Raw genomic sequence first — 14,819 nt, 5'->3', positions numbered from 1 at the left:
GATGACATATTCGGTCACAGACCTGCCGGGCACCGGGCGTGCTTGTTAGAGTCTTCTCAATCGTTGCCGCCGGTCTCCTGACCGGCGGCATGGAGCGACAGCCGAGCCCGGCACCCGCCCGCGAACGCCCGCCTGGCTTGCCGGGCGGTCCGCGGTCGCCCGGCCCCCGGTGACTGACACTGGCAACTGTCGAATGAGGAGCAATGCCCCACACCTCGGATCCTGCATGCCGGAAAATCCCGTTCTCATTCGAGTTGTATCCGCCCACATCGGATGCTGCCACCTCCGTGCTGCACGCCACTATCGAGCGGCTGGCCGCGGCCGGCCCGGAATTCATTTCGGTCACCTACGGTGCGAACGGCTCCTCCCGGCGCTCCTCCCTGGACGTGCTCACCCACATCCTGCGCACCACCACCGTGGACCCGCTGGCCCACCTCACCTGCGTGGGCTCGTCCAACGCGGAATCGAGCCAGCTGATCCGGGAGTTTCTGGACGCCGGGGTGCGGAGCTTCCTGGCCCTGCGTGGCGACCCGCCGGAAGGCATTCGGGAGGGTGAGGCCTTCCTCGGCGACCTGGGCAGCGCCGCGGAACTGGTGCAGCTGATCCACCGGGTGCAGGCCGAGCGGGTGCCGTACCGCGAGGCCGTGATCCCGGGACTCCCTGCCGCCCGCACGATCAAGCGGGAACGGGAGAAGGTACGCATCGCCGTGGCCGCCTTCCCGAACGGCCACCCGCGCTCCCGGTCGGCCACCCAGGACATCGACGCGCTCCTGGCCAAGCAGGCCGCCGGCGCCAACCTGGCGATCACGCAACTCTTCTTTCACGCCGACCACTACCTCAGCTTCATCCTGCGAGCCCGTGCCGCCGGGGTCGAATTCCCGATCCTGCCCGGGATCATGCCGGTCACGAGCCCGGCCCGCCTGCGCCGCATCCTCGAGTTGTCCGGCGAGGAACTGCCGTCCGAGCTGGCGATCGCGCTCGAGGTGGAGCCGACGAAGGAAGGCCAGCGTGAGATCGGCATCCGTCAGGCCACCGAACTGGCCCGGCAACTCATCGCCGGCGGTGCCCCCGGGCTGCACCTCTACGCCTTCAACCAGCACGAGACCGTGCTCGCCGTGCTCGACGGCTGCGGTCTGCTCACCCCCACCCTGCCTGCTTCCGCACTGCCTGCCCCTCACCCCGTCAAGGAGAACTCATGACCCACACTTCCGCCTTTCCCGCCTTTCCCGCCGGCACCATCCTGGGCTACCCGCGCATCGGGCCGCGCCGCCAACTGAAGAAGGCCGTCGAAGCGTTCTGGGCCGGATCGGTCAGCGCCGACGAGCTCGAAGCGACCGCGGCCGCCCTGCGCCAGAGCACCAGGAAGCGCCTCGTGCAGCTGGGACTCGGCCGGGACGACTCGTCCATCCCGGAATCCTTCTCCTACTACGACCAGATGTTGGATGCCCTGAGCACGGTGAGCGCCGTCCCCGCCCGGTTCGCGCATCTGCGGGGCGCGGACGGCCACCTCGACCTGGCCGGCTACTTCACCCTCGCCCGCGGCGAAGGGGAGAATCCGCCGCTGGAGATGACCAAATGGTTCGACACCAACTACCACTACCTGGTGCCGGAGATCGGCCCCGAGACCGAGTTCACCCTCGCCGGCACCCGCCTGGTGCGCGAGTTCGAGGAGGCGAAGGCGGCCGGATTCCTGACCCGGCCCGTCATCGTCGGCCCGGTCACCTTCCTGCTGCTGAGCAAGCCCAGCGACGAGGCCCCGGCCGGATTCAGTCCGCTTGACCGCCTCGACGACCTTGTGCCGGTCTACGCCGCCCTCCTGCAGCGGCTGCGCGCCGCTGGAGCCGAATGGGTGCAGCTCGACGAGCCTGCCCTGGTCAGCGAGAGCATCGACATCCCGAGAACGGATGCCCTCGCCGGCCTCCGCTTCGCCTACAACACCCTCGGCGCCGTCGCCGAGCGTCCGGCCCTGTTTGTCGCCGCGCCGTACGGCAGCCTCGACGACGCCCTACCCGTTCTTGCCATCACCCCGGTGGAAGCCATCGGGCTTGACCTCGTGCGGGGAAGCGTGCCGGCGGAGACCCCCGGACTCGACACGACCACTCTCGTGGCTGGCGTCATTGACGGCCACAATATCTGGCGCGGCGACCTGGCCGCCGCCTTCGACACGGCGGCCGGCCTGGTCCGCCTCTCGCCGCGGATCTCGGTTTCCACCTCTACCTCGCTGCTGCACGTTCCCCACGACGTCGACGACGAATCGGCGCTGGACGACGACCTGAAGACCTGGCTGGCCTTTGCGGATCAGAAGGTCGCGCAGGTTGCCACACTCGCCCGCGGCCTCAGTCTGGGTCGCCGTGCCATCGAGATCGACCTCTCTGCGGCCTCCGCGGCCCTCGACGCGCGGGGGGTGGCTCCCGGAGTCCACGATGGCGCCGTTCGGGTGCGCGCCGACGCGCTCGCTCCGGGCGACTTCACCCGGGGCGCCTACGCAGCCCGAGTGGCAGCCCAGGAGATGGCCCTCGGGCTGCCGTTCCTGCCGACGACCACGATCGGATCCTTCCCGCAGACCGGGGACATCCGTCGGGCCAGGGCGCAGCTGGTACGGGGGGTGCTGAGCACCGCGGACTACCGGGACCTGATGCGCGCCGAAATCCGTCGGGTCGTCTCGCTGCAGGAAGACATCGGCCTCGACGTGATCGTGCACGGGGAGCCGGAACGCAACGACATGGTGCAGTACTTCGCCGAGAACCTGGACGGCTTCGCGGTCACCGAGAACGGCTGGGTGCAGTCCTATGGCAGCCGGTGTGTGCGCCCGTCGATCCTCTGGGGTGACGTGTCCCGGCCGCGGCCCATCACGGTCGAGTGGTCGGCGTTCACGCAGGGGCTGACGCCCAAGCCCGTCAAGGGGATGCTCACCGGTCCGGTCACGATCCTCGCGTGGTCGTTCGTGCGCGACGACCAGCCGCTGGGCGAGACGGCCAGGCAGGTGGCCCTGGCCCTCCGGGACGAGATCGCCGACCTGGAGTCGGCCGGCATTCAGATCGTCCAGGTCGACGAGCCCGCGCTGCGGGAGCTGCTGCCGTTGAAGCAGAAGGACCAGGCGGAATACCTCGACTGGTCGGTGGGGTCCTTCCGCCTGGCGACGGCCGGTGCGGCCGCGGCCACCCAGATCCACACCCACCTCTGCTACTCGGAGTTCGGGGTGGTCATCGACGCGATCCGCAACCTGGACGCCGATGTGACCAGCATCGAGGCGGCACGCTCTCGCATGGAGGTGGTGGGCGATATCCGGTCCCAGGGCTTCGACCACGGTATCGGCCCGGGAGTGTGGGACATCCACTCGCCGCGTGTGCCGAGCGTGTCCGAACTCACCGACCTGCTCGAGCGCGCCGCGGCGGCCATCCCGGCCACCCGGCTCTGGGTGAACCCCGACTGCGGCCTCAAAACCCGCGGCTACACCGAAACCGTCCAGTCCCTGCACAACATGCTCGCCGCCACCCGCATCCTCCGCGCCCGCCTGACCTCCTCCGTCTCCGCCTGACCCCGCCTCCACCCACACAAAAGCCGGGCACGACACCAAGAACAGTGTTCGTGCCCGGCCCACAAGACCCGGCTCACAAGACCCGACCGAAATAACCATGGTGACTCAACACGCGCGCGTCTCCACGACGCTGGTCGAAACCGTCGAGACCAAGAGTCGGCCTGAAATGCTGATGTGCTTGAGTGCTGATGCCCTAAACCGACCGCAGCACTGCCACAACCTTCCCCAGAATCTCGGCGTGATCGCCGACGATGGGTTCGAAGTTGGTGTTGCGGGGCAGTAGCCAGGTGTGCCCGTCGCGCTGGCGGAAGACCTTGACGGTTGCCTCGTTGTCGAGCATGGCTGCAACGATTTCACCGTTTTCGGCGGTCTTCTGCTGCCGCACGACGACCCAGTCGCCGTCCATTATGGCGGCGTCGATCATCGATTCGCCCGACACCTTGAGCATGAACAGATCGCCCTTGCCCACCAGCTGGCGGGGTAGCGGGAAAATCTCGTCGATCTGCTGTTCGGCGGTGATCGGGATGCCGGCGGCGATGCGACCGACGAGCGGAACCATGGCGGCGTCGCCGACCTGCACTCCGGTGTGGAAACTTTCCGAGGCTCCGGCCGTCGTGTCTTCGGGCGACTGCGGAATCTCGATGAGCACCTCCAGTGCTCGGGGACGGTTCGGGTCTCGGCGGAGGTAACCGCTCAGTTCCAGCTGGTTGAGCTGGTGGGTGACGCTCGACAGTGACGACAGGCCGACGGCGTCGCCGATCTCGCGCATGCTCGGCGGATAGCCGCGTTGGCTGACCGAGCGCTGGATGACGTCGAGGATGGCGAGCTGCTTCTCGCTGAGGCTCTTGCGCCGTCTGGTGCCGCCCTTGTCGCGGGGACCGCTGGTGTTCTGTGCCACGTTCGTCGCTCCTCGTTTTGATTGATGCGCTGGCAGCAAGCAGCGAATGCCGCCGATTCACGCGAATGTCGGGGGTGCCTGATTGAGTGTCAATCAACAATCGAAACTGTATCCGCGTTGAGCTCATTAAACAAACATGTATTCGAGTGGGTCGGAATAAATATTGCAGAAACTACCGAATAAAGCTTGATTGTTCGAATAATCGAATATACATTCGGAACATAAGTTCGCATCCGGCTCTCCCGGCCGAGAGTCGGATGCGTCTTCTCACAGGAGGTATCACATGAGCACTGCACTTGAACGAGGCGCCCCCATCGCGACCGGACGCACCCGGCTCCGACTCACCCGGCGCGGTCGCATCGTTTTCACGTCCCTGGCTGCCTTTCCGCTCGTGGCCGTGGCCCTGGCCGTCGCCCTCAACGGAGGCATCGCCGCCGCCGAGAACTCGACCGTCGCTCACGTGGCCTCGGCCTTCGACTACGTCACCATCAAGTCGGGGCAGTCGCTCTGGCAACTTGCCGAGACAATCGCGCCCACGTCCGATCCGCGCGAGGTGATCGCCGAGATTGTGAGCCTCAATCAGCTGCCGTCCGACAGCGTGCAGCCCGGTCAGCGGCTGGCGCTTCCGAACGACCTGTGAACTACCCGCGGCGAGCCCCCGCCGGTCTCACCCCGGTAATATTGGGGGAGTGACCAGTCTCAACGATCTGCCCCTTCGCGATAATCTGCGCGGACTCACTCCCTATGGGGCGCCGCAGTTGCACGTGCCGGTGGCTCTCAACGTGAACGAGAACACCCACGGCATCCCGGCTGAGGTGGCGCAGGACATCGTGGCGGCGTTGGCCGTGGCGGTCACGACCGTGAACCGATACCCCGATCGGGAGTTCACCGAGCTGCGGGATTCCCTCGCCCGTTATCTCGGTCACGGCCTCACCCGAAAGAACATCTGGGCCGCCAACGGTTCCAACGAGGTTCTTCAGCAGGTGCTGCAGGCCTTCGGCGGCCCGGGTCGGTCCGTGCTCGGCTTCGCGCCGACCTACTCCATGTACCCTCTGCTGGCCTCCGGCACCGGCACCCGCTGGATCGCGGGCGGTCGTGACGCAAAGTTCGAACTCTCCCCGGCCACGGCGCTCGAGTGGGTCGACCGGGTTGCCCCTGACCTCGTCTTCCTCTGCTCGCCGAACAACCCCACCGGCACGCCCCTGTCCCTGGAAACGATCGCGGCCGTCTACGATGCGAGCGACGGCATCGTTGTCGTCGACGAGGCGTACGCCGAGTTCGGGACGGATGACGCGCCAACCGCCCTGAGCCTGCTTCCCGGCCGGGAGCGCCTGCTGGTGTCCCGCACCATGAGCAAGGCGTTCGCCTTCGCCGGTGTGCGCGTCGGCTATCTGGCCGCCGATCCCGCCGTGACGGATGCCCTCCGCCTGGTTCGTCTGCCCTACCACCTGTCCGCGCTCACCCAGGCTGCCGCGGTCGCCGCGCTCGTCCACACGCCCGCGATGCTTGCCATGGTCGACGACATCCGCGGGCAGCGGGACCGCATCGTGAGCGAACTGGCCCGGCTTGGCTACACTCCGCTGCGCAGTGCGAGTAACTTCGTGCTGTTCGGCGGCGTTGAGGACCCTCGGGCCACCTTCGAGGCGCTGCTGGCGGAAGGCATCCTTGTGCGCGACGTCGGCATCCCGGGCCACCTGCGGGTCAGCGCCGGCACCGAGGCCGAGACCACGGCGTTCCTCGACGCCCTCGAGGCGCTTGGGCGGCCGTGAACGGCGCGGGCCAATAAACTAGTCGTATGAGCTTCTCTTTCGCGACCACCTCGCCCCGTTTCGCCCACCTGCAGCGCGAGACCAGCGAGTCGAGCATCGACCTGTCGCTCAATCTCGACGGCACCGGTGAGTCGGACATCCAGACGTCGGTCCCGTTCTTCGATCACCTGCTCACGGCCTTCGCGAAACACTCGTTGACCGACCTCACCGTGCGCGCCCGCGGCGATATCGAGATCGATGTGCACCACACAGTCGAGGACGTCGGCATCTTGCTCGGCCAGGCGATCAAGCAGGCTCTCGGGGACAAATCCGGCATCTCCCGCTACGGTGACGCCGTCGTGCCGCTCGACGAGGCCCTCGTACAGGCCGTCGTCGACATTTCCGGGCGCCCCTACCTCGTGCACCAGGGCGAGCCGGCCGGTTTCGAGTTCCACCTGATCGGCGGCCACTTCACCGGCTCCATGGTGCGCCACGTGTTTGAGGCTATCGCCTTCAACGGCGGCCTCACGGTGCACGTCACCGTGCAGGGCGGCCGCGACCCGCACCACATCGCCGAAGCCGAATTCAAGGCGTTCGCCCGCGCGTTCCGCCAGGCGAAGGCGCTCGACCCGCTGGTGTCCGGCGTCCCCTCGACCAAGGGTGCGCTGTGACCAGCGTCGTTGTCTTCGACTACGGCACCGGAAACGTGCACTCCGCCGTCAAGGCACTCGAACTCGCCGGGGCCGAGGTGACGCTGACCGGCGACCGCCGTCAGGCGCTTGAGGCCGACGGGCTCGTCGTGCCCGGCGTGGGCGCGTTCAGCGCCGTCATGCAGGCTCTGAAGGCGGTGCACGGCGACGAGATCATCGACCGCCGGATCGCGGGCGGACGCCCGGTGCTGGGCATCTGCGTGGGCATGCAGATCATGTTCGAGCACGGCGTCGAACGCGGCGTGGACACGGAGGGGCTGGGCGAATGGCCCGGCACCGTGACGCAGCTGACGGCGCCGGTGCTGCCGCACATGGGCTGGGACACGGTCACGCCGGGGGAGGGCTCGACGCTGTTCCATGGCCTCGAGCAGGAGCGCTTCTACTTCGTGCACTCCTACGCAGCCCAGGAATGGTCCCTCGACGTCATGCCGCCGTTCCCGAAACCGATTCTCACCTGGTCCGAGCACGGACAACCTTTCCTGGCCGCCATCGAGAACGGACCGCTTACCGCCACCCAGTTCCACCCGGAGAAATCCGGTGAGGCAGGCATCCGTCTGCTCCATAACTGGCTCGGCACAGTCAAGAACTGACCTTGACTTTTCCCTGACTGACCCGGTCGCCGCGACCATTCCCAACCGAGGACACCCATGACTGTGCATACCCCTTCCCTCCGTCTCGTTCTGCTGCCCGCCGTGGATGTGGCCGACGGCAAGGCCGTTCGCTTGACCCAGGGCGAAGCCGGCACCGAGACCAACTACGGCGACCCCGTCGACGCGGCACTTGACTGGGCCCGCCAGGGCGCCGAGTGGATCCACCTCGTCGACCTCGACGCGGCCTTCGGTCGCGGCAACAACACGGATGTCATCCGCACTGTGATCCGCGAGGTCACGGGCGTGAAGATCGAGCTCTCCGGCGGGATCCGCGACGACGCGTCGCTGGACGCGGCCCTGAACGCGGGCGTCAGCCGGATCAACCTGGGCACCGCGGCACTGGAGAACCCGGAGTGGGCGGCGCAGGTCATCGCCCGGCACGGGGACGCCGTCGCCGTCGGGCTCGACGTGCGCGGAACCACCCTCGCCGCCCGCGGCTGGACCAGGGAGGGAGGGGACCTCTGGGAGGTGCTCGCCCGTCTCGAGGAGGCTGGCTGCTCGCGCTACGTCGTCACCGATGTGACCAAGGACGGCACGCTGCAAGGCCCCAACATCGACCTGCTCCGCCAGATGATGGAGCGCACTGACCGACCGGTCGTCGCCTCCGGCGGCATCTCCAGCCTCGACGACCTCCGCGCATTGCGCGAACTTGTACCGCTCGGACTCGAGGGCGCGATCGTCGGAAAAGCCCTCTACGCGGGGGCGTTCACCCTGAGCGAGGCGCTGGATGTCGCGGGCGCGTAACCTCGGCTCCACCGGCCTTCCCGGCGGACCCGGAGGGGGCGACTCCGCCGGGCAACCGTGGGAGGGACGACAGTTTGAGCCCAACATGCACAGCGACGACGACGGGCTCGCGCCCGAGCCGCTGCTGGCGGCCGTGCGCCGCTTCCAGGCTCGGGAGGCCGGCGAAGAGACGGTGGTCGACGCCATCCGTGGCTCACGGCTGCTCGTTCCCCTGGTGACCGAACTCGGCCAATCGGGCACCACCGAGGCCGGCCTCCGCGTCGACAAGACCCAGGAACTGTCGATCATCACCGTGGCCGGGCCCGACGGCCGCACGGTGCTTCCCGTGTTCTCCTCGGTCGCGGCGATGACGGCGTGGAACACGCAGGCCCGGCCGGTCCCGGCCGACGGCGTGCGCGTCGCGCTGGCCGCGGCTCAGGAGAACACCGATCTGGTCGTGCTCGATCCGACCGCGCCCACCGAGTTCGTGGTGCGGCGCCCGGCCCTGTGGGCCATCGCCCAGTCCCTGCCCTGGACCCCCAGCTATGCCAGTCGCGACGTCGCGGATGCCTTTGCCGACTCCGTGTCCACCGAACTGAGTGTGCTCGGGGTTGAGCTGGCCCCCGGCGACCCGGCCGCCCGCCTCGCCGGACCGGAACTAATTGTGCGTCTCGAGCTCGTGGACGGCCTGACCCGCATCGAGCTCGACGCGACCCTCGCCCGGCTCGCGGCTCGCTGGTCATCGAGCGACGTCATCGCCACCCAGGTGGACTCCCTCACCGTGCAGCTGCTGCCCTCCGCCTAGGCGGCCTCTTCCATCGTCGGCGGTTCCGGGTTCCGGGTTCCGGGCCCCGCGCTCCGCGTTCCGCCCGCGCCCCCGCCTCCGCCACGAACGAATTCGACGGAGATTGTGGCAAAATCGGTCCTGGATGTCCGGGAAAGCCCGTTTTAGCTCAGAATCTCCGTCGAATTGGTTCGAGTGGCCCGGCTCAGGCGGATCGGCGAGGATAGTCGTATGAACGAGGTTCTGCACCGATTCACCCCGGCCACCCGCGCCTGGTTCGCGCAGGCCTTCGCCGCACCCACCGAGGCCCAGCTCGGGGCGTGGGACGCCATCTCTCGGGGCTCGCACGCGCTGGTGGTGGCCCCCACCGGGTCAGGTAAGACCCTCGCCGCGTTCCTCTGGGCCATCGACCGCCTGGCCGCGGATACTGCAGAGGCCGCAGATGTCTCGGAAGCCTCGGCGCGTCCTGACCGGGTCACCGCGCCGGGAACCCGCGTGCTCTACATCTCGCCGCTCAAGGCGCTCGGCGTCGACGTGGAACGCAATCTGCGGGCCCCGCTGGTGGGCATCGTCCAGGCTGCCGAGCGTCTCGGGTTCGCCCCGCCCCGGGTGACCGTCGGCGTGCGGTCGGGGGACACTCCGGCCACGGAACGCCGAAGCTTGGTCAAAACGCCGCCGGACATCCTGATCACCACGCCAGAATCGCTGTTCCTCATGCTCACCTCGGCGGCGCGGGAATCGTTGCGCGCCGTGGACACGGTCATCATCGACGAGGTGCACGCGGTCGCGGCGAGCAAGCGCGGCGCGCACCTGGCCGTCTCACTGGAACGGCTCGACGACCTGCTCACCCGCCCGGCCCAGCGCATCGGACTGTCGGCTACCGTGCGACCGGCCGCCGAGGTCGCCCGGTTCCTCGGAGGGTCCGCACCGGTGGAGATCGTCGCACCGGTGTCGACCAAACGATTCGACCTCAGCGTGGTCGTTCCCGTCGACGACATGAGCCAGGTCGGCCCGGCACCGGTGCGGGAGGGTTCGACGGCCGCCGCCGCCCCACAGACCGGGTCCATCTGGCCGCATGTGGAAGAGGCAATCGTCGACGAGGTGCTGGCGCACACCTCCTCGATCGTGTTCGCCAACTCCCGCCGTCTGGCCGAACGGCTGACCGCGCGCTTCAACGAGATCTATGCCCAACGCCTCGAGGACGAGCTCGTGCCCGCCGCGATACCGGCCGTGATGACCGAGCGGATGCCTGCCCTCGCGCCCGTCGGCACTGCGGCACCCGGCCCGCCGGCCGCGCTCATGGGCGCCAGCGGCCAGAGCGCCGGGGCCGAGCCGCTGCTTGCCCGCGCCCACCACGGGTCCGTCAGCAAGGAGCAGCGCGCACTGATCGAAGACGACCTGAAAGCCGGGCGGCTGCGCTGCGTGGTGGCGACGTCCAGCCTCGAACTCGGCATCGACATGGGCGCCGTCGACCTGGTCGTGCAGGTGGAGTCGCCGCCGTCCGTGGCCAGCGGGCTGCAGCGAATCGGCCGGGCCGGGCACCAGGTGGGCGAGGTCTCCCGGGGCGTGATCTTCCCCAAGCACCGGGCCGATCTCATCCACGCGGCCGTCGCCGCCGAGCGCATGGCCGCCGGCCTGATCGAATCCCTGCAGGTGCCGTCCAACCCACTCGACATCCTCGCCCAGCAGACCGTGGCGGCAACCGCCCTCGAACCCATCCACGCGGAGGAGTGGTTCGACACCGTGCGCCGCAGCGCCCCCTTCCACGCCCTCCCGCGGTCGGCCTACGAGGCCACCCTCGACCTGCTTGCCGGTCGGTATCCCTCCGACCAGTTCGCCGAGCTGCGCCCCCGCATCGTCTGGGACCGGGAGACGGGCATCCTCACCGGGCGCCCGGGCGCGCAACGGCTCGCGGTGACCAGCGGCGGCACGATCCCCGACCGCGGCCTATTCGGCGTCTTCATGGTCGGCGGCGACCAGGCCACCGGCCGCCGGGTGGGGGAGCTCGACGAGGAGATGGTCTACGAGTCCCGGGTCGGCGACGTTTTCGCCCTCGGCACGACGAGCTGGCGTATCCAGGAGATCACCCACGACCGGGTGCTCGTGCTGCCCGCCTTCGGTGAACCGGGGCGGCTGCCGTTCTGGAAGGGCGACGGCCTCGGCCGGCCGGCCGAGCTCGGTGAGGCGATCGGCGCGTTCCTGCGCGAGGTCTCGGCGCTCCCCGACGCGGAGGCCCGGGTACGCTGCCGGGCCGGCGGCCTCGACGAGCGGGCCGTTGACAACCTCCTGACCTTCCTCGCCGAGCAGCGCGCCGCGACCGGTCAGGTCCCGACCGACCGCACCCTCCTCGTCGAGCGGTTCCGAGACGAGCTCGGCGACTGGCGGGTGGTGCTGCACTCCCCGTTCGGCCTGCAGGTGCACGCGCCCTGGGCCCTCGCCGTGGGCGCCCGGGTGCGGGAGCGCTACGGTCTCGACGGGGCCTGCGTGGCCAGTGACGACGGCATCGTCGTGCGCATCCCCGACACCGAGTCCGACCCACCCGGAAGCTCCCTCTTCGTCTTCGACCCGACCGAGCTCGAACAGATGGTCACCGACGAAGTCGGCGGGTCGGCCCTGTTCGCCGCCCGGTTCCGCGAGTGCGCCGCGCGGGCACTGCTGCTCCCGCGCTACAACCCGGGCCGGCGGTCACCGCTCTGGCAGCAGCGCCAGAAGGCCGCGCAGCTGCTCGACGTGGCCCGCACCTTCCCGACCTTCCCGATCATCCTCGAAACCGTGCGCGAGTGCCTGCAGGACGTCTACGACCTGCCCGCCCTCTTGGCCCTCACCCGCCGCATCGACAGTCGCGCCCTGCGCCTGGTCGAGACCCAGACGGATGCCGCGAGCCCGTTCGCGAGCACCCTCCTCTTCGGCTACGTGGCCGCGTTCATGTACGAGGGAGATTCCCCGCTCGCCGAGCGGCGCGCCACCGCCCTCTCGCTCGATTCCAGCCTGCTGGCCGAGTTGCTCGGTCGGGTGGAGCTGCGCGAGCTGCTCGACCCGGCCGTGATCGAGCAGACCGACCTGGAACTGCAGCGGCTGCCGGCCGACCGGAAGGCGCGCGGAGTCGAGGGCATCGCCGACCTGCTCCGCGGCCTCGGACCGCTCACCACGGCGGAGGTGGCCGCCCGCCTCGACCCCGCCGTGTCACCGGGCGCCGCCGAGGGCCTGCAGGTGCTTTTCGACGCCCGGCGCATCATCCCGGTCGGTTTCGCCGGGCAGCAGTGGTGGGCGGCCATCGAAGACGCCGCCCGGCTTCGCGACGCCCTCGGCGTCCCCCTGCCGCAGGGGGTCCCGGCCGTGTTCACCGAGCCGGTGCCGGACCCGCTCGGCGACCTGGTCAGCCGGTACGCCCGCACCCACGGCCCGTTCACTCTCACCGACGTGGCCGCGCGCTTCGGGCTCGGTCCGGCCGTGGCGCTCGTCGCCCTCCGGCGGCTGGCCGGGGCCCGCCGCCTCCTTGAGGGCGAGTTCCGGCCGCACGGCACCGGCAGCGAGTGGTGCGACGCCGAGGTGCTGAGGCGCCTCCGCCGCCGCTCCCTGGCCGCGCTCCGGCACGAGGTCGAGCCGGTCGACCAGGTCACAATGGGCCGGTTCCTGCCGGCCTGGCAGCATGTGGGCGGGCGCCTGCGCGGGATCGACGGGGTCGCATCCGTGATCGAACAGTTGGAGGGGGCGCGCATCCCGGCATCCGCCTGGGAGACGCTTGTGCTGCCCTCCCGCGTCGCAGACTACCGGCCGGGCATGCTCGACGAGCTCACCAACACGGGCGAGGTGCTCTGGGCCGGCGCCGGCACGCTGGCCGGCAACGACGGCTGGATCAGCATGCACCTGCGCGACACGGCGCCGCTCACCCTGCCGCTGCCCACCCCGCTGGAGACCACTGCGCTCCAGCAGGAAATTCTGACCACCCTGGCCGGCGGCGGGGCCTTCTTCTTCCGTCAACTCGCGGATGCCGTCGGCAGCCAGGACGACGCCGGCCTCGCCGCCGCCCTCTGGGACCTGGTCTGGGCGGGACTGGTGGGCAACGACACCTTCGCCCCCGTACGCGCCCTGCTCTCCGGCGGGCGCGCGGCGCACAGCACCCGCCGGGCCGCCCCGCGAGCCCGGCTGCACGGCGGCCGCATCCCCGCGCGTGGCACCCTCCCGTCCCGCACCGGGCCACCGACCGTATCCGGGCGCTGGTCGATCGTTCCGGTCGCCGATGACTCGCCCACCCGTCGGGCGCACGCCCTTGGCGAGACCCTGCTCGAACGCTACGGCGTCGTCACCCGGGGCGCGGTGATGGGGGAGGGCGTGACGGGCGGCTTCGCCCTCGTCTACCGCACCCTCAGCGGCTTCGAGGAGATGGGGCGGTGCCGGCGCGGCTACTTCATCGAGGGTCTCGGGGCCGCCCAGTTCGCCACGGTCGGCACGATCGACCGGCTGCGCTCCTACGTCGCCGAGGCACAGCATCCGGAACCGGTGGCGATCACCCTCGCCGCCACCGACCCGGCGAACCCCTACGGCTCGGTGCTGCCCTGGCCTCCGCTGCCCGAGGGCACCGGGCACCGCCCCGGACGGAAGGCCGGCGCGCTGGTCGTGCTCGTCGACGGGGCCCTGGTGCTCTACGTCGAACGCGGCGGCAAGACCGTGCTCGCGTTCGACGGAGCGGCCGGGAACAAAGCGGCCGGGAACGGTGCCGACGGGAACGGTGCCGACGGGAACCGTGCCGACGGGAACCGTGAACCCGCCGTCGAAAATGGCGGACCGACTGCGGTCCTGACCCTCGCCGCGGCGACCCTTGCCGGCACGGTCACCGCTGGGCGGGTTCCGAAGCTCGGCGTGGAGACCGTCAACGGCGTGTTCGTGATCGGAACAGCGGTGGGCACCGCCCTGCTCGCGGCCGGATTCGGCGTAACCCCGCGGGGAGTGAAGCTGCATGCCTGAGGGTGACACCGTCTACCGCACCGCGTGGAACCTCGACCAGGCCCTGCACGGAGCCCGGCTCACCCGCTGCGACGTGCGGGTGCCGGCGTTCGCCACCGTCGACCTGACCGGGCAGACCGTGCACGAGGTTCTCAGTCGCGGGAAGCACCTGCTGATGCGCGTAGGGGAGGCCAGCATCCACTCTCACCTGAAAATGGAGGGGTCGTGGCACCTCTACCGTCATGGGAGCGCCTGGCGCCGCCCCGCGTTCCAGGCGCGCATCGTTCTCGAGACGGTGGAGTGGGTGGCTGTGGGCTTCGAACTCGGGCTGTTCGAGGTGGTGCCGCTCAATCAGGAGGCCGCGCTCCTCGACTACCTCGGACCTGACCTCCTCGGCCCCGACTGGGATGCGGCCGAAGCCGTGCGTCGCCTCGAATCACGTCCCGCGCAACCCATCGCGGTGGCGCTCGCCGACCAGGGCAACCTCGCCGGGCTCGGCAACGTTTACGTGAACGAGCTGGGTTTTCTTCGCGGCCTGCTGCCGTCCCGGCCGGTGGCCGAGGTGACGGATGTCCTGGGCCTCGTCGCCCTCGCCCGCCGCCTGATCCTGGCGAACCGTGACCGCACGGAGCGGATCACGACCGGCAATGCCCGGCGCGGCATGCAGAGCTGGGTCTACGGCCGCGCCGGCCAGCCCTGCAGGCGCTGCGGTACCGCGGTCGAGCAGGGCCGGCTCGGCCGCACCGAGCTCGAATTGCGGGTCACCTACTGGTGCCCGCGCTGCCAGACCTGAGGTCGTGGCCCCGTAGCGGCTCTGGCCCGAA

At 69.7% G+C, this 14,819-nt stretch carries 10 protein-coding genes and 1 pseudogene; 10 read left to right on the top strand and 1 reads right to left on the bottom strand.

Going from position 1 to position 14,819, the window contains the following annotated elements:
- Positions 1-203 precede the first annotated feature (203 nt).
- Positions 204-1,199 (top strand): methylenetetrahydrofolate reductase, encoded by a 996-nt coding sequence (locus E3N94_RS08840; protein WP_104101195.1) that lies wholly within the window; start codon positions 204-206, stop codon positions 1,197-1,199.
- Positions 1,196-3,538 (top strand): 5-methyltetrahydropteroyltriglutamate--homocysteine S-methyltransferase, encoded by a 2,343-nt coding sequence (metE, locus tag E3N94_RS08835; RefSeq protein ID WP_134570097.1) that lies wholly within the window; start codon positions 1,196-1,198, stop codon positions 3,536-3,538. Before E3N94_RS08840 ends, metE begins: the two co-directional genes overlap by 4 nt.
- 193 nt (positions 3,539-3,731) lie before the next feature.
- Here the strand turns inward: metE and lexA are convergent, their stop codons facing one another.
- A complete protein-coding gene (gene lexA, locus E3N94_RS08830; RefSeq protein ID WP_104101199.1) occupies positions 3,732-4,436 on the bottom strand; it encodes a transcriptional repressor LexA in 705 nt (234 codons plus the stop codon).
- A 283-nt stretch (positions 4,437-4,719) separates the two neighbouring features.
- On the opposite strand from lexA, the gene E3N94_RS08825 reads away from it, so the two are divergent.
- The 8 genes and pseudogenes from E3N94_RS08825 (at position 4,720) to E3N94_RS08790 (ending at position 14,788) form a co-directional block, all read left to right on the top strand.
- Positions 4,720-5,076 (top strand): LysM peptidoglycan-binding domain-containing protein, encoded by a 357-nt coding sequence (locus E3N94_RS08825; protein WP_134570096.1) that lies wholly within the window; start codon positions 4,720-4,722, stop codon positions 5,074-5,076.
- Between the two features lie 49 nt (positions 5,077-5,125).
- Complete coding sequence (locus E3N94_RS08820) at positions 5,126-6,205, top strand: histidinol-phosphate transaminase (RefSeq protein WP_104101204.1); 1,080 nt, start codon at positions 5,126-5,128, stop codon at positions 6,203-6,205.
- A 26-nt stretch (positions 6,206-6,231) separates the two neighbouring features.
- Positions 6,232-6,855 (top strand): imidazoleglycerol-phosphate dehydratase HisB, encoded by a 624-nt coding sequence (gene hisB, locus E3N94_RS08815; protein ID WP_104101207.1) that lies wholly within the window; start codon positions 6,232-6,234, stop codon positions 6,853-6,855.
- Positions 6,856-6,860: 5 nt separating this feature from the next.
- Positions 6,861-7,484, top strand: a pseudogene (hisH, locus tag E3N94_RS08810) (imidazole glycerol phosphate synthase subunit HisH); the annotation flags it as partial.
- Between the two features lie 57 nt (positions 7,485-7,541).
- The gene (gene priA, locus E3N94_RS08805; RefSeq protein ID WP_134342198.1) at positions 7,542-8,288 is read left to right on the top strand and encodes a bifunctional 1-(5-phosphoribosyl)-5-((5-phosphoribosylamino)methylideneamino)imidazole-4-carboxamide isomerase/phosphoribosylanthranilate isomerase PriA; all 747 of its coding nucleotides are present in this window, start codon (positions 7,542-7,544) and stop codon (positions 8,286-8,288) included.
- The gene (locus E3N94_RS08800) at positions 8,272-9,072 is read left to right on the top strand and encodes an SseB family protein (protein WP_104101218.1); all 801 of its coding nucleotides are present in this window, start codon (positions 8,272-8,274) and stop codon (positions 9,070-9,072) included. The genes priA and E3N94_RS08800 overlap by 17 nt, the downstream gene beginning before the upstream one ends.
- Before the next feature lie 210 nt (positions 9,073-9,282).
- Positions 9,283-14,016: an ATP-dependent helicase gene (locus tag E3N94_RS08795; RefSeq protein WP_134570095.1), complete on the top strand. Its 4,734-nt coding sequence runs from the start codon at positions 9,283-9,285 to the stop codon at positions 14,014-14,016.
- Positions 14,009-14,788 carry a DNA-formamidopyrimidine glycosylase family protein gene (locus E3N94_RS08790; protein ID WP_134570094.1) on the top strand — a complete coding sequence of 260 codons (780 nt, stop codon included), beginning with the start codon at positions 14,009-14,011 and terminating at the stop codon, positions 14,786-14,788. Before E3N94_RS08795 ends, E3N94_RS08790 begins: the two co-directional genes overlap by 8 nt.
- The last annotated feature ends 31 nt before the right edge of the window (positions 14,789-14,819 follow it).

This window comes from Cryobacterium sp. Sr3, assembly GCF_004402835.1.
Lineage (GTDB): Bacteria > Actinomycetota > Actinomycetes > Actinomycetales > Microbacteriaceae > Cryobacterium > Cryobacterium sandaracinum.
The sequence above is the reverse complement of the archived record's forward strand: the minus strand, read 5'-3'. Positions and strand labels throughout refer to the sequence as shown.

Excerpts from the sequence above, each read along its gene's own strand:
- E3N94_RS08800 (WP_104101218.1), top strand. The coding sequence starts at position 8,272 with ATGTCGCGGGCGCGTAACCTCGGCTCCACCGGCCTTCCCGGCGGACCC.
- priA (WP_134342198.1), top strand. The coding sequence starts at position 7,542 with ATGACTGTGCATACCCCTTCCCTCCGTCTCGTTCTGCTGCCCGCCGTG.
- E3N94_RS08825 (WP_134570096.1), top strand. The coding sequence starts at position 4,720 with ATGAGCACTGCACTTGAACGAGGCGCCCCCATCGCGACCGGACGCACC.
- E3N94_RS08795 (WP_134570095.1), top strand. The coding sequence starts at position 9,283 with ATGAACGAGGTTCTGCACCGATTCACCCCGGCCACCCGCGCCTGGTTC.
- E3N94_RS08790 (WP_134570094.1), top strand. The coding sequence starts at position 14,009 with ATGCCTGAGGGTGACACCGTCTACCGCACCGCGTGGAACCTCGACCAG.
- E3N94_RS08840 (WP_104101195.1), top strand. The coding sequence starts at position 204 with ATGCCCCACACCTCGGATCCTGCATGCCGGAAAATCCCGTTCTCATTC.
- hisB (WP_104101207.1), top strand. The coding sequence starts at position 6,232 with ATGAGCTTCTCTTTCGCGACCACCTCGCCCCGTTTCGCCCACCTGCAG.
- metE (WP_134570097.1), top strand. The coding sequence starts at position 1,196 with ATGACCCACACTTCCGCCTTTCCCGCCTTTCCCGCCGGCACCATCCTG.